Genomic DNA, 20,783 nt, shown 5'->3' with positions numbered 1-20,783 from the left:
TATTGTTTCTTTAACAATCTAAAAGCATCAAAGGCTTAGGTGGCTTTCTTCATCTTCCACAACATGGTTTTGATATTTCCTGGTCTATCCATGCTGGCTGGAAAGTCAGGATAATCAATCCGCTGGTTTTCACGCATAAAGACTAAACGCTGGCTCAGCCTATCGCGCATCTTGAGGTTTTCGCGGCGCACTTTCCCAAACGGGCTATCCAAACAAAATCGGAAACTGTTTAACCAAGCAGATGCACGCACATTCACCTCATCAATGATCGCGCACATGCGGTCATAGGAAATACGGTAAGTAGCAGAAAAATTGATGGGTTCAGGCACATAAATGGAAAGTGTTTTTACATGATGCGCTTCGAGTTTTTGCATCAGTTCCAATAACACATCCGCATGGTCATTTACATGACGTAGCATAGGAAAATGGTTGTATAACCGAATACCATGCGCATGCATGCGCTCCAGCAACGCAGCCACCTCATCACAAATTTCATAAGGATGCACGCTGTGCAAAATCATCCGCACATTATGTTTTGCAAACAGAGCCAATTTATCATCATTCTTCAATGCCGCGGGAGAAAAAATCGGTACACGTGTGTGAATTCGCACATCGGTTACTGTTTTTACAGTCGCAATTTTTTCAAAAATGGTTTGCAAATCACCGTATGAAAGCGTGAGCGGATCGCCGCCCGATAAAATCACTTCATACACTTCCGGATGCGCTTTTAAATGCTTTATCAGCGCATCGCATTGCTGTTCGATGCTTGGACGCGGTGCAGTTTTTTGTTGGCTTAGCACATCCTGACGGAAACAATAGAGGCAATGCGCAGCGCAGGTGGATGTCGGTGTAAACAACACGCGGTCAGGATATTTTTGAATAAAAATATCTTTCGCATCATCTTCCATATTACTGCGGTCATCGACCCAATCCGCCACTTCTCCCGGTGCACGAAGTGTAAGACGTTCAGCGCTGGGATATACCGTGCGCGCCAACGGCCCTTCGTAATGGCCAAGCGCTGCAACTTCCTGATCAATTTTTCTTTGATAGAATGGCGTAACTTTTACCGATAACAAGCCATGTGTCTTGGCTAATGCAGCATAGGCTGTATTGCGGTCTTCTTGCGTATCAATGAATTGACGCTGCGCGACTAACATTACATTCCAAACATGGTTTGTGATGCATTGCTGTTTTTTAGCGTTTTATAGCGTGCCAGCGCCCATTGCGGGAAGAACGCCTTATAGCCGTGATAGCGAAGATAAAACACCTTTGGGAATCCAACAGCGGTGTAATAATCCTCGTTCCACAGGCCTTCCGGCGTTTGTGTTTTGAGCAAGTAGTTTATGCCCTTATTCACAGCATCGCTGTCGATTTCACCAAATGCCATCAACCCAAGAATAGCCCAAGCGGTTTGCGCAGGCGTGCTTACCTTGCCCTCACCTTTCGGCTGATCGCTCCAATAGCTTGCGCCATCCTCGCCCCAACCGCCATCGTCGCGTTGCTTGGATACAAGCCAGTTAATAGCACGGCGAACCATCAAATCATTCTTGCCTATACCAATCGCGTTTAGAGCGTTCAGTACCGACCATGTACCGTAAATATAGTTCGTGCCCCAACGGCCAAACCAGCAACCTTCTTTTTCCTGTTCTTTACGCAGGTAAGCAATGCTGGCTGCAACCGCAGGATGGTCAATTTTGTAACCCAGCTGCGCAAGCATACCCAAACAACGTGCTGTCACGTCCGCGCTTGGTGGATCAAGCAATGCGCCATGGTCAGCAAACGGAATGTGGTTGAGATAGTAATAGGTGTTGTCAGCATCAAATGCGCCCCAACCACCATTTTTGCTTTGCAGACCCAATACCCATTCCGTGCCGCGCTCAATGGCTTCGCGGTATTTGGCGCTATCCAATCTATCCATTGCCATAACAACCACAGCGGTATCATCCAAATCTGGATAATACGCATTGTTATATTGGAAGGCCCAACCGCCTGGGCGAACATTCGGGCGCCAATTTGCCCAATCGCCAACGACATCTAATACCTGGAGTTTTTTGAGCCATTCTGCTGCACGCCTTGTTGCCGCAATTGCTTCCGGGCTGCCGTCTTCCAGCATGGCATGCGCCATGAGCGCTGTATCCCAAATGGGTGAGAAACATGGCTGGCAATAAGCGCTGGTTTTTTCTTCAATCACCAGATTATCAACGGCTTTGGTTGCAATGACGCGGTCTGGATGATTTTTATCATAACCCAGCGCGGAATACATCATCACCACATTTGCCATAGCGGGATAAATCGCGCCAAGACCATCTTCGCCATTCAGGCGCTCCTTTACAAAGGCAACCGCCTTGTCAATCGAGTACTGCCGAAGCCCCTTTGGCATGTAGGGTTCAAAGAAACGCAGCACATCGTCCAGTACACGAAAAATGGGGTTGAGTATGGATTTGGTTTCATTCGAATTCCAATCTTTCACCGTTTCAGGTGGCGCAACGAATAATTCATCCAATGTAATTTTCTTTGGATTGACAGCTTGCGGCTTTAACGTCATCAAAACCAGCAATGGCACAATCACGGTGCGTGACCAATACGCCACTTTTGATAAATGAAATGGAAACCAACGCGGCAGCACCATAATTTCTATCGGCATGACCGGCACAGCATGCCAAGGCAAAATGCCGAATAATGCCAATTGAATGCGGGTAAATACATTGCATTTGGCAAGGCCGCCATGTTTTAAAATCGCATCACGCCCACGGATCATATGCGGCGCATCAGCGCTATCGCCTGCGGCCTTCAATGCGAAATACGCCTTCACACTGGTACTGATATTGAAATCGCCGCCATGAAACAGTGCCCATCCATCATGCACATTCGATTGGTCATTACGTAAATAGACCGCCATCTTGTCATGCAGCGGCTGGTTTATCTCATCCAGAAAATGTTGTAGCAAAATGTATTCAGCAGGAATGGTCGCATCGGCTTCCAATGGGAATGCCCAGTGGCCATCCGCCTTTTGGAGTTTAAGTAACGCATCGCGCGCGTTATCCACGCCCTTGGCAACATCATCGATGCTGAAGCCCGCCGCATCGGCCAGATTCTTTTCCTTACGTAATGGCTGAGTGTACATGCCCGTTCCTAGCAATTAAAAAAAGGCAAAATAGCCAAAAAAAGCCAATAAAGCTACTGGTTTATAGAGGGGTCTAATCGCTTCAATTTTTGATGATTTGGCAGCGATGGCCTTGTTCTGAAAATTTAACATGCCATACTACGTCGCATGACCCATGACCATCTTATGCTTTCATTGGCAATTGCGCTGCTGTTGTTTATCTCTGCCTTACTATCGGCCGCTGAAACCGCGTTTACCTCCTGCTCCAAGCCGCGCATGCTCACTCTCGAAAACGAAGGGAGTAAACGCGCAGCGTTAGTTAACCGTATTATGCGCCAGCCCGATTTGCTGATTGGTGCTATTCTGGTGGGGTACAATGTTATTAATGTTGTCTCATCCGCCCTGACGACCGCTGCGATGATTGATGCTTTTGGCGAAGCGGGCTTGGCATACGCCACCGCCATTATGTCGGTGTTGATTGTACTGTTTGTTGAAATACTGCCAAAAACGGTTGCGCTACAACGCCCAGACGGCACCGCGTTGCTCCTTGCACCCTTTGCACAATTGCTAGTGTTTATTCTTGTGCCCATCACCATGGTGTGCCGCGCGATTATCAATTTCATTCTCAAGCCATTTAAACTTGCCAAACAGGATGTCGAGATTGAAGAAAACGCGGAACAGGAAATCCGCGGCGTGATTGATATGCATGCCGATATTCTCGGCGCTAGCCAAGCAACCGCCAGCATGCTTCACGCTGTGGTTGATTTAAAAGAAATGACGGTTGCCGATGTAATGACCCACCGCCGCGATATGGTTAGTGTTTCATCAGCCCTACCCGCTGACACGCTGATTAAAGCATTGCTGGATGCAAAACATAGCCAAGTTCCATTATGGGGCAAAACACCGGAAGACATTGTTGGCGTCATTGATGCGCGCAAACTAATCAGCGAACTTGCCATTCGTGAAGGCAGCACAGCAGGAATTGATGTTGCTAATATCGTTGCAACGCCGTGGTTTATTCCAAATACTACCGGGCTGCTTGACCAGCTAAGCAGTTTCCGGGCTCGCGATGTGCGCGTTGCATTTGTGATTGACGAATACGGCGTATTGCAGGGCATGCTTACCCTTGCCGATATTCTGGAAGAAATTGTTGGCCATTATGACAAGGGCCAGTTCAATGCCCTCGCCGTTCCCAAGGCCCAGCCCGATGGCAGTATTATTATTGATGGCCGCTTTCCCATTCGTGAGCTTAACCGTGAAATGGGCTGGGAATTATCGGACGAAAACGCAACCACCATCGCAGGTTTTATCATTCATGTAGCCGAGCGCATTCCAGAACCCGGCGAGACGATCTATTTCGACCCGTTTGCATTTCAGGTATTGGCACGCAAACAAAAGCAGATTTCCAAAGTCAAAATCAGAATACGGAAGACTTCGTAATGGACAATAAAGCCATTGGCATCCTTTGCGGGTTTGAAGCAGAAGCGATGGTTGCACGCAAACTGACGCAGCATGTGGCATGCAGCGGCGCAGTCGAAGCCCTCGCCTTTGAACGTGCGGAAAGTCTTGTTCAACGTGGCGCAAAAGCGCTGGTTAGCTTTGGCGTGGCTGGCGCATTAGCGCCGGATTTAGGTAGCCATAATATTGTTGTTGCAAGCCATGTCGCCGGAAAAGGCGGCCAAACATGGCGTTGCGAAACTGGGCTGGTTTCACGCTTCATAACTGCTGCAAATTATGCGCTATCGGGCGGCGTCTATGGCAGCACCGTTCTGGTGCCAACGCCGGAAGAAAAAAAGCAGCTGCATGTTCAAACATCCTGCCTGATTGTGGATATGGAAAGCCATGTAGTAGCGCAGGTTGCAAACAAACATAACCTGCCGTTTGCGGTACTACGCGGGGTAAGTGATAGCGTGAATGATAGCTTTCCGGACGCCGCATTAAACGGCATCAATCCCGATGGCACAAACAACATGAATGCGGTTTACAAAAGCCTGCTACGCAACCCCTTGCAAATTCCCGCATTGATGAAGCTGTTCAAGCACACAGGCATTGCGCTCAAACAACTCGATGCGGTTATAGCTAAACTTTAATTATTCGGCAGCTTCAGCAGAACGTGATACAGCGGCGTTCTTGGCCTTTGCATCCTCTTCAATCTTCGCCATGCGGTTTTCAACGTGACGGCTGAATACGTATTCAGCAGGGCGTTGGTTCGCGAGCGAGATTTCAGGCGCCATTTCACCTTCGGTCTTTGGACCGTGCAATGCGGCTTGCAATGCCTTCAACGGGTTCTTCACGGAATCCATAACTGCTGTTGCTTCAAAACCGGAATGCACCATGCAATCAGCACATTTTTCGTAATTGCCGGTACCGTATTTATCCCATTCGGTTTCTTCCATCAATTGCTTGAAGGTTTGGGTATAGCCTTCGCCCAGCAAATAGCATGGACGCTGCCAACCGAATACGGTGCGCGTTGGATTGCCCCATGGGGTGCAATGATATTCCTGATTACCAGCAAGAAAATCCATGAACAGGCTGGATTGGCTAAAACGCCATTTCTGCTTGCCTTGGGATGCGCGTTCTTTGCCCATGCGGAACACATCGCGGAACAATTCCTTGGTCGCCTTGCGGTTCAAGAAGTGTTCTTGGTCTGGCGCACGTTCATACGCATAACCTGGGGAAATGGTCATCGCGTTTACGCCAAGCGCCATGACATCATCAAAGAAGTTGGCAATTTTTTCTGGCGCGATACCTTTAAAGAAGGTCGCATTGATGTTCACGCGGAAGTTTTTGTCTTGTGCAATTTTAATCGCGGCAACCGCTTTTTCGTAAACACCTTGTTGGCATACACTGCGATCGTGTTCTTCCTTCGCACCATCCAAATGCACCGACCAGTTGAAACGTGGGTGTGGCTTGAATTGATCAATTTTCTTTTCCAGCAGCAATGCGTTGGTGCAAAGTGTTACCCACTTGCCCTTGGCCAGCAACCCTTCCACGATTGCTTTGGCATCTTTGTGCAGCAATGGTTCACCGCCTGCCAATACAACGATTGGCGCGCCGCATTCATCCGCTGCAGCAAGGCAATCTTCAACGGAAATACGTTGGTTTAAAATCGCATCCGGGTAATCGATTTTACCGCAGCCAGCGCAAGCAAGGTTGCAACGGAACAATGGCTCCAGCATCAACACCAAGGGATAACGCGCCTTCTTGCCTTTGAAGAATGCACTGATGTGTTGGCCCATAATATAAGAACCAACGTCGATTTGTTGCTGTAGTGGTACTGACATTAAAACCTCGAATTATAATAGAATGATTAAGCAGCGCCTTGCGCGGACCGTTCTGCGCGGGGTTCAGCCTTGGTAAGGGACAATGGCAAACGGAATTTCACATTTTCCTGAACACCATCAAGCAGTTCAACTTCAACCGGTTCAATCTTGCGAATGGCTTCGATTAAATCCTGAACCAAATCTTCCGGCGCAGAAGCACCAGCAGTAATACCCACCGCCTTTTTGCCTTTGAGCCATTCGGGTTTCAGCTTACTGGCATCTTCAATCAGATAGGATGGGATGCCATGCTCCTCAGCCAATTCGCGAAGACGGTTGGAGTTGGATGAGTTATGCGCACCAATCACCAGAACCACATCAGCGTGCTTTGACAAATCACGCACTGCTGCTTGGCGGTTTTGCGTTGCATAACAAATATCCTTGGTGGATGGGCCAATAATCGCCGGGAAGCGTTTTTGCAACGCTTCAATCACCTCTCTTGTATCATCAACGCTGAGTGTAGTCTGAGTGATGTATGCCAGTTTCTCAGGATCCGATACTTGCAAATCGGCAACGTCTTCAACTTCGGAAATCAGATGGATTTTTCCTGGAACGCGGCCCAGTGTGCCTTCAATTTCCGGATGGCCTTCATGACCAATCAGGATGATTTCGAGCCCCATCTTGGTGTAACGCTGGCCTTCGGTATGCACCTTGGAAACCAGCGGGCAGGTCGCATCAATGATTTCGAGGCCGCGGGTTTTTGCGTGATCTTCAACAGCTTCAGCAACACCGTGCGCACTGAAAATGGTAATCGCGCCTTGCGGGATTTCATCCGTTTCCTGAACAAAGATGGCGCCTTTTTGACGCAGACGATCAACCACATGCGGGTTGTGTACGATTTCATGGCGCACATAAACGGGCGGGCCAAAACGCAGCAGCGCTTCTTCTACAATTTCAATCGCACGTTCAACGCCTGCGCAAAAACCGCGTGGTTGTGCCAGAATAACTTTCATACATTCTCCGTGGAGCGAATGCCCCATATTTAATCAGTACCAAATTGATACAGTATTTAATCAAGTGGGTCAATTAACTAGCATAACTCGCCTTTGCAAGGCAAATGGTAGATAGCTTAATCTTTTTCAAGGGTTAGCGGTTCTTTGAAGCAAACATTCTGGCAATTTGTTGCCATATGTTCTGAGTCTCACAGTAACTATCCCGCATCACAATGATACCCATAGGCACACCGTAATAGTTCCGGCACACCTCCACGCTTTCATATCCGGCTTTTTGGAAAATGCGCTTTACCTGTTCGATGAAGGTCATGCTGACATGGAATATGCCAATGCTGCCAGCATGGCTAACCTTCAAAAAATCACGGGTCAGCTGTCGATAAAACCGCAACCCATCTTTCCCGCCATCCAGCGATGCTTTGGGATCATGCGATTTCACTTCAGGGACAAGCGTAGCGATGAGTTCGCTTGGAACAAAAGGCGGGTTGCATAGGACAATATCAAACGTCTCCGTTATATCTTCTATCCAGTTGCTTTTACGGAATTCGGCGCGCACGCCTACTCCGCTTGCCACCGCATTTTGTGCGGCCAGCGCCACCGCTTCATCGGCGATATCAACGCCAACGCCTGTAGCGTGCGGCACTTCATTCAGCGCAGACAATAATAAGCAACCTGTTCCGGTTCCAATATCAAGAACGCGCAGCCCGCCCTTATGCGGATTTTTTTCTAATACCAAATGCAGATGCTCAATTAGCGTCTCGGTTTCAATGCAGGGCTCAAACACACCATCCCCCGTTTTAATACTGATCCCGCGAAACATGGTATGGCCGAATATGCGCGCAATCGGCACACGGTTTTCACGTTGCTGTACGGCTTCGATTATTTTGGCATGCACATCCGGGGGCACGGTTTCATCAAGCCGATCTTTCAAATGCTCGCGCGTAGTTTTCAAAATGGCACTGATGATAATGGCTGCATCCGCATCAGGGCTATACACACCGGCAACCTGTAAGCGTTGCGTTGCGTCTTGAAGCATTTGGCGAAATGTATTCATAGATGTGGGTTAGCACAGAGCGGTTTAATAAAACAAAAAAATCCGCCAAAAAAATCCCCGGGGCATAAGCCACCGGGGTTATAAAAGTTTTGCTTTTGGGATAGATAAATAAATAAGGAAACAAGTCCTACTCACAAATTGCGTCTAAGCAGGACCACATCCCAAACGCAGAATCTAAAAGCTAAAAAAGCACGGCTTAAGTATCACTCACCGTGCGGACTGTTTTGTAATGGAACCGGATATAAAAATCAACACAAAACTAATCAAAAGGGTCAGAAAAAAGAGCTATAAAGATTAATATATTAACTTATTGTGGATTTTATTGAGGAAAACACTGGTAAAATGGCCTTTTTGAATGGTTTGGTTATAAAAACCGATAGTTACGCAACGCGGCTTTGGGGTATTTCCAGATAATCGGAATCATAATCGGTCATTCGCTTCATCGAGCGGAGGGCAATGTTAGCGTTATAATAATTGAAATGGCGTTGCTCGGCTTTCGCAATCTCCTCGCAAATCTTCATCGCGAGTGAGGTGCCATAACGCTTTTCAAGCGATTTAAAATCTGTATCCATGGTTTGTGTCCTTCCACGTTTATTCTTTTTGACCCGTCCTATTTATCGAATTCCTGCTTAAAACCGATTCTATCAACAACCCAAGCTATTGTTTTATATTTGTTCTAAGGCTACCAGATATAGAGTTATCCACATCTGCGAGTGACCACATCTTGTTACAGCTTGGTTAATATTTCATTAAATAGAAGAACAAACCAGGATTTTGAGAATCTCTGCCGATTCCAGAAATATGCTGGAATCTGAAGGAGCTATGCCTTTAATCACATCCAATCACCCGGAAAATGCCAATAAATATTCCATGGGACTTACATAAACTGACATACAAAACGCATAACCAGTGTGCAGCACATTCTTATAGAGAAGCCCGCCTACTCCCCCCACTGCACTGGCATTCGGAAAACTATCTAAGCGCACTATGTCATTAGTGGCTGCGGTTGAATCATACTGATGTTGGATTCTGAACGGATTCTGTTTGGATTCTTATCATCATTTTGGTTCGAGGTTTTCTAACCCAGCGCTGTGTTTTGTGTATTATATCGGTATTTATTGAACGCAGACGATGTCTGAAAATCTTCAAGCACTTTCCATCTATGGTTTTTACTTTTTTTGATTTCCTGATTTCTTCCACAAGAAATTCGGAATTTGAGTCTGCCTTTTTTTGAACAAAATCAAACGACCTCCACCCTTAATCCTGCATTTTTCTGTATGCGGAATGGTGTGTTTAGGAGGTGACAGGGGGACTATGTTTGGTATGATGCGTTCCGTTCAACACAAGATGTGGTATGTTTTGAACTTATCCACAGTCATTTAGTACAAGGCCGTGGATAAAATTAAGAATTTAAACGCACTACCTCTCTGCCAATAGGAAAACCAGTGAAAAACACCAACCCAACCATTCAACAGAGCTGTGCAGAAAGCTGGGGACTTCCCCTGAATGATGTACTTGCGACCCTGTTTGAAGCGAAGGGTATTTTTTCCGGCAGAATACCATCAAAAACCACACAAAATCATAGCAAAAACAAGACTTTGCTGCTCTTTGCTTTTGCCGCAGACTTAACTTTTCGTTTTGATTCGTTCATAGGAGAACAGGCACATGTTTGATATCGTACAGGTTGAACAAGGCCCTAAAGTCATTATTGATCGCTCACGCAATAGTCGTTTGACCGCATTTGGTCAGGCCACGCTTGCTGACCGCTATTTGATCCAAAACGAAGACCCGCAGGACATGTTCGCGCGTGTTTCCATGCAATATGCCGATGATACGGCGCATGCGCAGCGTATGTACGATTACATTAGCAATCTATGGTTCATGCCTGCCACCCCCGTGCTCAGCAATGGCGGCACCGAACGTGGCCTGCCCATTTCCTGCTTCCTGAACGAAGCATCCGACAGCCTTGATGGTATTGTTGGCCTTTGGAACGAAAACGTGTGGCTGGCATCCAATGGCGGCGGTATCGGCAGCTATTGGGGTAATCTGCGCTCCATCGGCGAAAAGGTGAAGGGCGGCGGTAAAACATCAGGAATTATGCCATTCATCAAAGTGATGGATGCACTTACCCTTGCTATCAGTCAGGGCAGCTTGCGCCGCGGCTCTGCTGCAACTTATCTACCGGTCAGTCATCCTGAAATCGAAGAATTCATCGAAATGCGTCGCCCAACCGGTGGCGATTCAAACCGCAAATCCCTTAACCTGCATCACGGTATCGTGATCCCCGATGCGTTCATGCGCGCCGTTGAAAACGATGAAGAATGGGGTTTAACCAGCCCGAAAGATGGCAGCATCATCCGCCGTATTTCCGCACGTGGCTTGTGGATTCGTATTTTAACCGCACGTATCGAAACGGGCGAACCCTACATGTTGTTCATCGACCATGTGAACCGCGCCATCCCTGAACACCACAAGCTTGCAGGTTTGAACGTAAAGATGTCAAACCTGTGCAGTGAAATTACCCTGCCAACAGGTATTGACCGTTTTGGTGAACAACGCACGGCGGTATGCTGCCTCTCCTCGCTTAATCTGGAATATTTCCTGGAATGGCAAGACCATCCGACCTTTATTTCCGATTGCTTGCGTTTCCTTGATAATGTTTTGCAAGACTTTATTGAAAAAGCACCAAGCCATATGAGCCGTGCAAAATACGCAGCGATGCGTGAACGCTCTATCGGTTTGGGCGTGATGGGTTTTCATTCATTCCTTCAGGCCCAAAATGTTCCTTGGGAATCCGTAATGGCAAAGGTGTGGAACAAACGCATGTTCAGCCACATCAAGCGCAATGCAGATGCGGCATCGCAAATGCTTGCTGAAACCAAAGGTCCATGCCCCGATGCCAAGGATTACGGCATCATGGAACGCTTCTCCAACAAGATTGCGATTGCTCCAACCGCATCCATCTCCATCATCTGCGGCGGTGCATCACCCGGTATTGAGCCTATCGTTGGAAACTCATTTACCCATAAAACACTCTCCGGCTCCTTCCCTGTTCGCAACAAGTATTTGGAAGCAGCTTTAGAAAAACATGGCCGTAATGATGAAGCGACATGGAGCAGCATCACGACAAACGAAGGCTCCGTGCAGCATCTCGACTTCCTTGATGAGCATGAAAAAACTGTTTTCAAAACTGCATTTGAAATTGATCAACGCTGGGTAATTGAACTGGCCGGTGACCGCGCACCGTTCATTTGTCAGGCGCAAAGCTTGAACATTTTCTTACCTGCAAATGTTCATAAGAAAGACCTGCACCAAATCCACTTCCAGGCATGGAAGAAAGGCGTGAAGAGCCTTTATTACTGCCGCTCACGTTCTATCCAACGCGCGGAAAGCGTAGAATCGGCAAAGGTTAACTTCAGCGCTTCAGGCCCTGCCAAATATGCGGCAAATGACGAACCACGCCTGCCGATGGGGGTTGGTCTCGCTCTTGCAAGTGCAGCAGCAGCAATGACTCAGCCTCAAAATCATGAAAATAATGATGAAAGTAATAAATACGAGGAATGCCTAGCCTGTCAGTGATATACTCAATTTGTTAACGGGTATGTACAGTTGGTTAAAAACTCAAAAAGCGTAGAGAAAGAGTACAAAATGGAAAAATCATCATCGCTTCTTCCACATACTCCAAACACCATGATGGGTTTCCGTCAGGAAATTCTGGTTGATACCTCTGCCCTGTTGCAAAAAGCCGTTAAAAAACAACTTGGCGAAAAGCTTCCTGAACTTACACAGGAAGGCCGCGATATGTCTTATCTGGCTGCGTTCGAAGCATTGCGCATGTTCCGCCATATTGCCCATGAGCAAAAAGCCCAGTACTCCGACCAAGAAAAAACACAGCTTGCCGAAGTAGAAGTTGAGTGGTGCCTTGATATTCTTGGTCGTTTGCAACGTGCTGGCAAAATCGATAGCGAATAACCCACAAACTACCCCCCAAGAAGTTCACACTAAACTGACACGAATCTAGCCCCAAGCTACGTTTTACAGGAGAACCGCGTACGTTCATGGCTTATGCTATGAGCATACATTTCAAAAACACTCTATATCACTACAGGAATACAGCCGCACCATGTCTAATCTTCTCACCGCAAATCCTGTCTATAAGCCATTCCGTTACCCTTGGGCGTATGAAGCATGGCAAAAACAACAGCAACTCCATTGGTTGCCCGAAGAAGTTCCGCTCGCGGATGACGTGAAGGATTGGCACAAGAAGTTGACGCCCGGTGAACAGAATTTGCTGACGCAAATTTTCCGTTTTTTCACGCAGGCTGACGTCGAAGTGAATAATTGCTATATGCGCCACTACAGCCGTGTGTTTAAGCCAACCGAAGTATGCATGATGCTGGCGGCGTTTTCGAATATGGAAACCGTGCACATTGCCGCTTATTCCCATTTGCTGGATACCATCGGCATGCCCGAGGCTGAATATTCCGCATTCCTCAAATACAAGGAAATGAAGGATAAGTACGATTACATGCAGGGCTTCAACGTGGACAATCCCACGCAAATCGCCCTTACCCTTGCTGTATTCGGTGCCTTTACCGAAGGCCTACAATTATTTGCCTCTTTCGCGATTCTCATGAACTTCCCGCGCTTCAATAAAATGAAGGGCATGGGGCAAATCGTGACATGGTCGGTGCGCGATGAAACCCTGCACTGCCAATCCATCATCCGTCTGTTCCGCAGCTTCATTGAAGAAAACCAGAACGTATGGACCGATGAATTCCAAAAGGAACTTTACAAATCCTGCGATACCATTGTTCACCACGAAGATGCGTTTATCGATCTGGCATTTGAAATGGGTTCGATTGAAGGTCTGACCGCGCAAGAAGTCAAAAACTATATCCGCTATATTGCCGATCGCCGCTTAACACAGCTTGGCCTGCAACCAATCTACAAGACCGATAAAAATCCGCTGCCGTGGATGGATGAAATGCTCAACGGTATGGAACACGCCAACTTCTTTGAAGCACGCGCCACCGAATATTCCAAAGCCGCCACCCAGGGTTCTTGGGAAGAGGCATTTGAGTAAGCTTCGCACCATCCGCACGCCTGTTCCAGGTCAGGCGGCAATTGAACTGGTCGATTATTACCCGCAATTTGAAGTCTATTTCGCGGATTGCGAAATGCAGACCAAGCAATGGTGTGCGCAGAATATCCAACCTGATTGGACGATATTCGATATTGGCGCCAATATTGGCTATTACAGCATTTTGTTTTCGTGCCTTGCCAGTAACGGGATTGTTCACGCGTTTGAGCCTACCAGCACGGCCGATATGCTGGATAAGAATCTGGCGCATAACAATTGCACGAATGTGCATGTTCACCGCACCGCGATTAGCAGCAGGGTAGAAACCAAAGAAGACAAGATTTTTCGTATCTGGGGCGAAGAAGCCGAGAAATCTGTTTATCCTTTTACCACGCTTGATGCGTTTGTGGCCCAGCACAACATTGGCCGCCTCGATTGCATTAAAATTGATGTCGATAGTTATGAGCTGGACGTATTAATTGGCGCGCAGCACGTACTCGAAAGCTTCAATCCAACCATCATCTGCGAATTCAATAACGCCGCGCTATTACAAAGGCAAACCGACAGCATGGCGTTAATGGAATGGTTTGCAACACGCGGCTATCGCACGGGTCTGATACTTGATAAGGAAAACATCGTTCTAAAGCGCGAGGTGAAAAAGAATGATGCGCAATCATTCGAGTTTATCTATTCAAACAATCACGTCGCCATCAATGACCGCAATACAGGGTTTTATGAGTTGGCGGAAGATTTCCCGCTGAAAACCACTGAAATCCTGACCTGCCCCCAACCACCCCACAATCCGCTGCATGTGGTTACAACGGCCGCGCAACCCAATACTGCGGCAATGGCTATTCGCTTTATCACCGATGTAAAAAAGAAAAAGCAGTGGGTTGCAGAATTGATGGTCGAGGTTTTGAAAGGCGAAATCTCTGTTGGAATTGTTGATTCCAAGAATAACTATGTGTCAACGCGCCGGCGCATTCATGCCTGCCCGCAACCGCAAATCATCCATCTCCTTATCCACGAAGCCAACGAAGCAACCGAAACCCATTTTCAATGTGTTGCAGAGAATATTAATACCAGCTGGCAATCATCCGAATTTCGCCTGTTGAGTTTACGGGCCTATAGCCTTTAAACGAATCCTTGCTGCGTTCTACTGCAGGATTAAGCTTAGCAGATGCTCGACACTTTATTTACGCACGAAAACATCAAAATCATCAGCCATCTCGGCTTTGCGATGCTTGCTGGTGGCTTTATTGGACTGGAGCGCAGCTATTACGGCCGCCCTGCTGGCTTTCGCACCCACACTCTTGTCTGCCTCGCATCCAGCGTATTGATGGTTGTTACCGTCAACCAGTTGGAATGGATGGGCACAGCAACTCCCGATGTAATCAAGACCGATCCTACGCGTATGGCACAGGGCATTATGACCGGTATCGGTTTTCTTGGTGCAGGGGTTATTTATAAAGAAGGCTTTACCGTGCGCGGGCTTACCACTGCCGCATCCATTTGGATAACGGCAGCGATTGGTATTTTATTTGGCGTTGGGCTTTATTTTCCTGCCACACTCGCCACCTTTGGAACGATTGGTATTCTCTCCCTCTTCCACCGCGTGGAACGCTGGATGCCAAAACACAGCTATGTGCATTTTAACATCAGCTTCGCTCGAAAAAGCCGAATGCCGGAAGATCAGTTGCGTCAAGTACTCAAATCACATGGGTTCAGCATAGGGAATGTCAGCTATCACATCGTTGATGATGGTGAAATCTCAGAATACCGATCTATTATCCGCACCAAGGATCATACTGCTGTAAAACGTCTTGCCGAGTATTTAATTGCCATGGAAACTGTTCACGAATTTAAAATAGCGCCTTCTGGTGACTAGGGGTTGGTAGATAATGCGCTTCTTTGTTGCTCTCCTGCTTTGCTGCTTCTCGTTCAATGCTATCGCCGAGGGCATAACCGGCGAGATGCAGACCATCGAATTGGAAGGCAAAAAAATCTATTATTGGTCACCGGAAACCGCGCGCAAGGCACCGCTGATTGTACTTTCCCACGCTTTTTCAGGTTGCGCGGATAATTTCAAATATCTTGCACGGGCACTGGCAGAAGATGGGTTTTGGGTCGCAGCCGTAAACCATAAGGATAGCGGGTGCTCCAATAGAAAGGCTGCAAAAATGCAACCTTCCGTCCCGTTCGGCAAGCCAGAGGAATGGGATGATACGACCTATGCCGACCGCAGAGATGATATAAACACTCTTTTAGAATTGATGGTAAAAAATGATTTATTCCTGAAACACATCGATTTTGAACATGTGGGTTTGGCTGGCCATTCACTTGGCGGCTATGTCGCGATGGGAATGGGCGGGGCTTGGCCGAGCTGGAAAAACCATAACATAAAAGCTGTGTTAGCATTATCCCCACATAACGCGCCGTTTTTGAACAAAAACACCATAAGCAGCATCAATGTACCTATCATGTATCAAGGCGGCACAAGAGACATTCTCATCACGCCGTTCCTTAAAAAAGCGGATGGTGTCTTTGCGCATACGCATCCTGATAAGTATTTGATGATACTGGATGGAGCGACCCATTTCGCATGGGTGGATTCTGTGACCACATTTCATAACAGCATCACCAGCTATTCATTGGCGTTTTTTGATTATTACCTAAAAGGTAACGCATCGGCTGGAAAATTGTTGATTGAAAAACTTAATGACGTTCATGCGCTGTATTACGATAACCGCATGGGCAAGGTTGATTTGCCGAAAGATGCGAATATCGATAATCCTCGCACCAAATTGCGAGATAAAATTCGTGAACGTATAAAAGAAAAAATGGGACGCTAATTAAATCTTGGCAAGATTTTGCGGGGGGATGATTTGTTCAGCGGCGCTGCGTCCGGAGCGAATGGCGCCTTCAATCGTGGATGGCAGGCCCGTATTGGTCCAATCCCCGCATACCACAAGATTGGTGTTACGCGCAGCAATTGCAGGCCTGCGGATGATTTCTTCAGGTGTTGCAGCAAAAGTTGCGCGCTTTTCTTTTACGATACGATAAGGTGGAATTTCCTGCACATTAAGCCCATATACCTTGGCAATATCGCCCCATAACAGCGCTGCTATTTCTTCGGCAGATTTATCAACAATTTTTTCAGCCGCGCTGGTGGTGGTTGAAATCATATTTGGCTTTTCAAATATCCATTCCACATCGCCGCCAATTAATCCCAGAATGCCTGTTTCGCTTTTGGACGCAACAGAGACTTTAAAATGCGCGTTCACAATGCTGCGGAAATGAATTGGCGTTGGTATTGTTGGCAGTAAATCATTAATGACCCATGCGGGCAGCGCAAGCACGACCCAATCAAGATGTTCAAGCCCCACGTCCTGATCAACGAAATGCAAGGTTTTGATTTCATCTGCCTCCATTTCTAGGCTTCGCAAGCGCTTGCCATAGTGGATAGCCACACCGCGTTCTTTTAAATAGCGTTCAGCAGGATCCACAAAACTTTGCGACAACCCTTCTTTTACAATGACCGGTTTGCAACCAATACCACCAGCGCCAAATGCTTCACGCAATACATTGCCAAACACCTGCGCCGATGCTTCGTGGGCTTGCGTATTCATGATGGCAACACACAGCGGCTGCCAGAAGCGCTGGTATAAAACCGAATTCTTATCCACGCAATCCGCCACATGCGCCCAGCGATCTGCCGATGTTAGTTTTAATGCTGCTAAATAATCGCTCCACTTCGTATCAGGAACACGTGCATTTTTATCAAACACCCAGCCGGGAAAACGCCCCTGCCCCATTCTGATTGTCCAGCATTTTCCGCTTTGAATATCCATGAACGGGAAAATGGGCGCTGAAGCAATCTGTAACGTGTCCTCCGCGCCAATCATCATTAAATAGGATAATGCCGCTTCATTGCATGACAGCATCAGATGATTGCCGTTATCAATCAGGCAATCCAATTCCTTATCATGGTACGAACGGCAGCGCCCACCGCCATGCTGCCCCGCCTCATAAAGCACAACCTTATGCCCCGACGCTGTTAAATGCACCGCTGCTGAAAGTCCGGCAAGCCCTGCCCCTATAATGTGAATGGTGCCAACAGGCATGTTTTAAAACCACGATTTGATAAACATACCAATTTTCTCGAACGCTGTCAGGCTTACGCGCGGGCGCGGATAATCCCAGCCTATTTCAAGTAATACGCGGAGAATTTTTTCATAATAATCACGCATCAGGCGTGCAGGCTTCATTGCCTTGCGCTCGCACTTTTCCATTGCCTCATCGGCTGCACCAAAATGTTCAACCGCGCGGCGGGCCACAGCGCGGCACGCATGATCAAGCGATGCATGCTGTAAAATCATAGCATGGTTATCGATGCTGATACCTGCTTCTTCAAGCGCTTCAAGGGGCATATATAACCGCCCACGCAAGGCATCTTCATCAATATCACGAAGAATATTTGTAAGTTGCAGCGCACGGCCTAAATGATACGCAACCTCGCTGCCGTTTTCAGTTGGCTCGCCAAATATGCGCACCGAAACACGCCCAACAGCGCTGGCAACGCAATCACAGTATGTATCCAGTTCATCCCATGTGGGCGCAAAAATCACCTGCTGCGCATCCATTTCCATGCCATCAATGATAGATAGAAAATCTTTTTCAACCAATTGGAATTCTTTCACAGGATCAATGAGCAATTCCATAACCGGATGGCTGGCCTGTCCCTTAAACAAATTAGCCGTATGCACGCGCCATTCTTGCAGCATGGTAAGGCGCTCGGGCGCCGGCAATTCACTATCGGCAATATCATCCACTACGCGGCAAAATGCATAAAGACCAAACATGCCCATGCGTCGTTCATGCGGCAGCGCCATCATACCCAGCAAAAATGAACTGCCTGAATTTTTTACAATATCCAGAACTGCTTCCGCATCTTTTGCATAAAGCAATGGCGAAATCATAGCTTCGCTTATGGGTAATGCATCAGGCGATGGTTGGGGTGCGTCGTTAGTCATCTAAAAAAATGCGCGGGCGATACCGTTGAAAATAGCCATGAGCATGGCGGGCTTGGATAGTTTTACATTATCACAAAGCGGGTCACGTTTTTCCAGCAACTTAATAAGGCTTTCAGCCAATGCATGAATAATCGATGTTTCCAGCTTTAAACGGATATTCGGCACATTTCTTGGCAAATCACGGGCAATGAGCATCATCGGTTTTAACCGCTCCAGCTGCATATCCAACACCTTGCGCAAGGCTTCGGGTGATTTGGCCTTGGCAAGATCGCCGGGGTTAGCGCCGGTTTTTTCCATATCATCCAGCGGAATGTAAACGCGGTCCACTTCGCGGTAATCATCAGCGCAATCTTGAATGTGATTGATGATTTGCAGTGCCGTGCATAATGCATCATTCGATGGCCAGGCCTTCTCGCCAATACCGTGCAATGCCAATACATAACGGCCAACTGGCGATGCCGAATAACGGCAATAATCCAGCAACTCTTGCCAGTTTTGATAACGACGCTTCATGGCGTCTTGTTTAAATGCACGGATTAAATCCAGCGCATGCGCAAATGAAATATGGGTTTGCTGCAAACTGATACGCAATGTCAGCGCAACCGCAACATCCGTTCCATTGCCATTCAGGCATTCTTCAAATCGCGTCAGGCGTTTGATTTTTTCATCAGCGTCCATAAGCGGGTCATCGCCAATATCATCAGCAGCCCGCGCCCAGTTATAATAGGCATGAATATGCCCACGCAAATGCGCCGCAATCAAAAACGATCCTACCGGAAAGTTTTCCGTGTTTTTGTTTTTGATCGGTTGTTCAGATTGAATTTTCATTTCTAGCACTAGAACATACAATTAAGTTGGAAGCCCGAGCCATTTTAATGGGATTTTTTCAAAGACATAATGGCAATTAACACTGCTTATATAATCTAAAACATCTTTATATTTTGGTTTTTTAAACCAAGAATTTAAAACATACACATATTCAACTTTTAATTCTAAGTCGGCGACAAGTTTTTGGTACTGCTTCCTTTTAAAATCGCAAGTTTGCAATTTTTCATCAACAGATCCCTCTACTGTTTGAGTTTTGACCTCAATAATGAATAAAGTATCGCGAATAATCACAAGCAGTGCATCGTCTGGAAGTAGACGTTTTGAAATTTTATCTTCCCAAACAACATTTCTCTCTTTAAGAAATTTATAAAAATCATTCTTTGCATAGTTAAAAGCTACTAATTTATCATGATAAAATATCCCTGTCCCCGCCTTGCCTTTAACAGGCCGGACTGCATAACCATTAGTGCCAATTAATATAGTTTTAAAATCTATTGCTTTTTCGAATATTAAGCCTGATTTAGTATTTGCCCCGCCCTTGCCACCTTTTTTCATTTTATCCCCCCGCTGCTATTAAGCGCTTGATTGACAAGTCGACAAATTCTTTTTCTTTTTCAACGCCACAAAATCGTCGTCCAGTATTGATAGCCGCTACACCAGTAGTTGAACTACCTGCAAAAGGGTCAAAAACAAAATTATCCTCTTTAGTTGAAGCAAGAATACAGCGCTCAATTAAAGAAACTGGCTTTTGCGTTGGATGCTTTCCATGCAATTTTTCTGATTTATCTGGCGGCAAAATACGCCATACAGATTTCATTTGCTTTCCATCATTTTCAGATTTCATAAAGTCATAATCAAAATAATGCTTTGATTTGGCATTTTTTGCAGCCCATAAAACAGTTTCTGTTGAATGAGTGAAATAGCGGCAGGCCAAATTAGGAGGTGGGTTTGGTTTTTCCCATACAATATCATTTAGCATTTTAAACCCAAGCTGCTGCATAGCAAAACCAATAGAATAAATTGCATGCATGGTGCCAGAAACCCAAATTGTACCGTTTGGCTTGAGCAATTTTTGACAGCGTGAGAGCCAATCTAAATTGAATTCATGATTTTTTTCCGCGCCTTTTGATTTATCCCATTTTCCTTTATCAACCTTCACCATCTTTCCAGCATGGCAAGTAATACCGCCATTTGATAAAAAATAAGGAGGATCTGCAAAGACCATATCAAAACATCCGTCTGGATATTTCTGTGCAATCTTATCCATCAATTCAAAGCAGTCTTGCTGATAGAGATATATTCCGTTTATGCCATCTTCATATGCAAGCGCATTTTTAAATTGAGGTTCTGAAAAACCAAGTACAAACGATGAGGGTTGCGCCAGCATCGCGTCGTCTAACTTAACTTTTTTA

At 46.6% G+C, this 20,783-nt stretch carries 20 protein-coding genes; 9 read left to right on the top strand and 11 right to left on the bottom strand.

Annotation, left to right across the window (positions count from 1 at the left end; all coding sequences use genetic code 11):
• Positions 1 to 35 precede the first annotated feature (35 nt).
• Positions 36 to 1,157 (bottom strand): 4Fe-4S cluster-binding domain-containing protein, encoded by a 1,122-nt coding sequence (locus tag SFW65_07110; GenBank protein MDX1922879.1) that lies wholly within the window; start codon positions 1,155 to 1,157, stop codon positions 36 to 38.
• The gene (gene shc, locus SFW65_07105) at positions 1,157 to 3,124 is read right to left on the bottom strand and encodes a squalene--hopene cyclase (GenBank protein ID MDX1922878.1); all 1,968 of its coding nucleotides are present in this window, start codon (positions 3,122 to 3,124) and stop codon (positions 1,157 to 1,159) included. Before shc ends, SFW65_07110 begins: the two co-directional genes overlap by 1 nt.
• A 165-nt stretch (positions 3,125 to 3,289) precedes the next feature.
• Between shc and SFW65_07100 the strand changes: the two genes are divergently transcribed.
• Both SFW65_07100 and SFW65_07095 read left to right on the top strand, forming a co-directional pair.
• Entirely contained in the window at positions 3,290 to 4,543 is a 1,254-nt protein-coding gene (locus SFW65_07100; GenBank protein ID MDX1922877.1) for a CNNM domain-containing protein, read from the top strand.
• Positions 4,543 to 5,193, top strand: a complete 651-nt coding sequence (locus SFW65_07095) for a phosphorylase (protein ID MDX1922876.1) — start codon at positions 4,543 to 4,545, stop codon at positions 5,191 to 5,193. The genes SFW65_07100 and SFW65_07095 overlap by 1 nt, the downstream gene beginning before the upstream one ends.
• Here SFW65_07095 and hpnH read toward each other — a convergent pair whose 3' ends face one another.
• The 4 genes from hpnH to SFW65_07075 form a co-directional block, all read right to left on the bottom strand.
• A complete protein-coding gene (gene hpnH / locus SFW65_07090; protein MDX1922875.1) occupies positions 5,194 to 6,387 on the bottom strand; it encodes an adenosyl-hopene transferase HpnH in 1,194 nt (397 codons plus the stop codon).
• Between the two features lie 26 nt (positions 6,388 to 6,413).
• Positions 6,414 to 7,376 carry a 4-hydroxy-3-methylbut-2-enyl diphosphate reductase gene (gene ispH / locus SFW65_07085; GenBank protein MDX1922874.1) on the bottom strand — a complete coding sequence of 321 codons (963 nt, stop codon included), beginning with the start codon at positions 7,374 to 7,376 and terminating at the stop codon, positions 6,414 to 6,416.
• A 133-nt stretch (positions 7,377 to 7,509) separates the two neighbouring features.
• Positions 7,510 to 8,427: a peptide chain release factor N(5)-glutamine methyltransferase gene (locus tag SFW65_07080; GenBank protein MDX1922873.1), complete on the bottom strand. Its 918-nt coding sequence runs from the start codon at positions 8,425 to 8,427 to the stop codon at positions 7,510 to 7,512.
• A 380-nt stretch (positions 8,428 to 8,807) separates the two neighbouring features.
• The gene (locus tag SFW65_07075; GenBank protein ID MDX1922872.1) at positions 8,808 to 8,999 is read right to left on the bottom strand and encodes a hypothetical protein; all 192 of its coding nucleotides are present in this window, start codon (positions 8,997 to 8,999) and stop codon (positions 8,808 to 8,810) included.
• 873 nt (positions 9,000 to 9,872) lie between these two features.
• Between SFW65_07075 and SFW65_07070 the strand changes: the two genes are divergently transcribed.
• From SFW65_07070 to SFW65_07040, 7 genes are all read left to right on the top strand, one after another.
• A complete protein-coding gene (locus SFW65_07070) occupies positions 9,873 to 10,100 on the top strand; it encodes a hypothetical protein (GenBank protein ID MDX1922871.1) in 228 nt (75 codons plus the stop codon).
• Positions 10,093 to 12,006: a ribonucleoside-diphosphate reductase subunit alpha gene (locus SFW65_07065; GenBank protein ID MDX1922870.1), complete on the top strand. Its 1,914-nt coding sequence runs from the start codon at positions 10,093 to 10,095 to the stop codon at positions 12,004 to 12,006. The genes SFW65_07070 and SFW65_07065 overlap by 8 nt, the downstream gene beginning before the upstream one ends.
• 69 nt (positions 12,007 to 12,075) lie before the next feature.
• Positions 12,076 to 12,399 carry a hypothetical protein gene (locus tag SFW65_07060; protein MDX1922869.1) on the top strand — a complete coding sequence of 108 codons (324 nt, stop codon included), beginning with the start codon at positions 12,076 to 12,078 and terminating at the stop codon, positions 12,397 to 12,399.
• A gap of 151 nt (positions 12,400 to 12,550) precedes the next feature.
• Positions 12,551 to 13,513: a ribonucleotide-diphosphate reductase subunit beta gene (locus SFW65_07055; GenBank protein MDX1922868.1), complete on the top strand. Its 963-nt coding sequence runs from the start codon at positions 12,551 to 12,553 to the stop codon at positions 13,511 to 13,513.
• Positions 13,506 to 14,648: an FkbM family methyltransferase gene (locus tag SFW65_07050; GenBank protein ID MDX1922867.1), complete on the top strand. Its 1,143-nt coding sequence runs from the start codon at positions 13,506 to 13,508 to the stop codon at positions 14,646 to 14,648. Before SFW65_07055 ends, SFW65_07050 begins: the two co-directional genes overlap by 8 nt.
• 42 nt (positions 14,649 to 14,690) lie before the next feature.
• A complete protein-coding gene (locus SFW65_07045; protein MDX1922866.1) occupies positions 14,691 to 15,398 on the top strand; it encodes an MgtC/SapB family protein in 708 nt (235 codons plus the stop codon).
• A 13-nt stretch (positions 15,399 to 15,411) separates the two neighbouring features.
• A complete protein-coding gene (locus SFW65_07040; GenBank protein ID MDX1922865.1) occupies positions 15,412 to 16,362 on the top strand; it encodes an alpha/beta fold hydrolase in 951 nt (316 codons plus the stop codon).
• Here SFW65_07040 and hpnE read toward each other — a convergent pair whose 3' ends face one another.
• The 5 genes from hpnE to SFW65_07015 are packed head-to-tail and all read right to left on the bottom strand — an operon-like array spanning position 16,363 to position 20,758.
• Positions 16,363 to 17,634, bottom strand: a complete 1,272-nt coding sequence (gene hpnE / locus SFW65_07035) for a hydroxysqualene dehydroxylase HpnE (protein ID MDX1922864.1) — start codon at positions 17,632 to 17,634, stop codon at positions 16,363 to 16,365. It abuts the gene before it with no gap.
• Positions 17,635 to 17,637: 3 nt separating this feature from the next.
• The gene (gene hpnD, locus SFW65_07030; GenBank protein MDX1922863.1) at positions 17,638 to 18,543 is read right to left on the bottom strand and encodes a presqualene diphosphate synthase HpnD; all 906 of its coding nucleotides are present in this window, start codon (positions 18,541 to 18,543) and stop codon (positions 17,638 to 17,640) included.
• Entirely contained in the window at positions 18,544 to 19,371 is an 828-nt protein-coding gene (hpnC, locus tag SFW65_07025; protein MDX1922862.1) for a squalene synthase HpnC, read from the bottom strand.
• A 21-nt stretch (positions 19,372 to 19,392) separates the two neighbouring features.
• Positions 19,393 to 19,926, bottom strand: coding sequence for a hypothetical protein (locus SFW65_07020; GenBank protein ID MDX1922861.1), 534 nt, complete (start codon positions 19,924 to 19,926; stop codon positions 19,393 to 19,395).
• A 1-nt stretch (position 19,927) separates the two neighbouring features.
• Complete coding sequence (locus SFW65_07015; GenBank protein MDX1922860.1) at positions 19,928 to 20,758, bottom strand: site-specific DNA-methyltransferase; 831 nt, start codon at positions 20,756 to 20,758, stop codon at positions 19,928 to 19,930.
• Positions 20,759 to 20,783: the final 25 nt, after the last annotated feature.

The sequence above is a fragment of the Alphaproteobacteria bacterium genome (genome assembly GCA_033762625.1).
Lineage (GTDB): Bacteria > Pseudomonadota > Alphaproteobacteria > UBA9219 > RGZA01 > RGZA01.
Note: the sequence above shows the minus strand (reverse complement) of the source record. Positions and strands in the feature narration are given on the sequence as shown.

What these genes read in the sequence shown, in the direction of transcription:
- SFW65_07100 (MDX1922877.1), top strand. Translation starts at nt 3,290, where the DNA reads ATGCTTTCATTGGCAATTGCGCTGCTGTTGTTTATCTCTGCCTTACTA.
- hpnH (MDX1922875.1), bottom strand. Translation starts at nt 6,387, where the DNA reads ATGTCAGTACCACTACAGCAACAAATCGACGTTGGTTCTTATATTATG.
- SFW65_07055 (MDX1922868.1), top strand. Translation starts at nt 12,551, where the DNA reads ATGTCTAATCTTCTCACCGCAAATCCTGTCTATAAGCCATTCCGTTAC.
- hpnC (MDX1922862.1), bottom strand. Translation starts at nt 19,371, where the DNA reads ATGAAAATTCAATCTGAACAACCGATCAAAAACAAAAACACGGAAAAC.
- SFW65_07095 (MDX1922876.1), top strand. Translation starts at nt 4,543, where the DNA reads ATGGACAATAAAGCCATTGGCATCCTTTGCGGGTTTGAAGCAGAAGCG.
- hpnE (MDX1922864.1), bottom strand. Translation starts at nt 17,634, where the DNA reads ATGCCTGTTGGCACCATTCACATTATAGGGGCAGGGCTTGCCGGACTT.
- ispH (MDX1922874.1), bottom strand. Translation starts at nt 7,376, where the DNA reads ATGAAAGTTATTCTGGCACAACCACGCGGTTTTTGCGCAGGCGTTGAA.
- SFW65_07060 (MDX1922869.1), top strand. Translation starts at nt 12,076, where the DNA reads ATGGAAAAATCATCATCGCTTCTTCCACATACTCCAAACACCATGATG.
- SFW65_07110 (MDX1922879.1), bottom strand. Translation starts at nt 1,157, where the DNA reads ATGTTAGTCGCGCAGCGTCAATTCATTGATACGCAAGAAGACCGCAAT.
- hpnD (MDX1922863.1), bottom strand. Translation starts at nt 18,543, where the DNA reads ATGACTAACGACGCACCCCAACCATCGCCTGATGCATTACCCATAAGC.
- SFW65_07045 (MDX1922866.1), top strand. Translation starts at nt 14,691, where the DNA reads ATGCTCGACACTTTATTTACGCACGAAAACATCAAAATCATCAGCCAT.
- SFW65_07020 (MDX1922861.1), bottom strand. Translation starts at nt 19,926, where the DNA reads ATGAAAAAAGGTGGCAAGGGCGGGGCAAATACTAAATCAGGCTTAATA.
- SFW65_07080 (MDX1922873.1), bottom strand. Translation starts at nt 8,427, where the DNA reads ATGAATACATTTCGCCAAATGCTTCAAGACGCAACGCAACGCTTACAG.
- SFW65_07065 (MDX1922870.1), top strand. Translation starts at nt 10,093, where the DNA reads ATGTTTGATATCGTACAGGTTGAACAAGGCCCTAAAGTCATTATTGAT.
- SFW65_07040 (MDX1922865.1), top strand. Translation starts at nt 15,412, where the DNA reads ATGCGCTTCTTTGTTGCTCTCCTGCTTTGCTGCTTCTCGTTCAATGCT.
- SFW65_07075 (MDX1922872.1), bottom strand. Translation starts at nt 8,999, where the DNA reads ATGGATACAGATTTTAAATCGCTTGAAAAGCGTTATGGCACCTCACTC.
- shc (MDX1922878.1), bottom strand. Translation starts at nt 3,124, where the DNA reads ATGTACACTCAGCCATTACGTAAGGAAAAGAATCTGGCCGATGCGGCG.
- SFW65_07015 (MDX1922860.1), bottom strand. Translation starts at nt 20,758, where the DNA reads ATGCTGGCGCAACCCTCATCGTTTGTACTTGGTTTTTCAGAACCTCAA.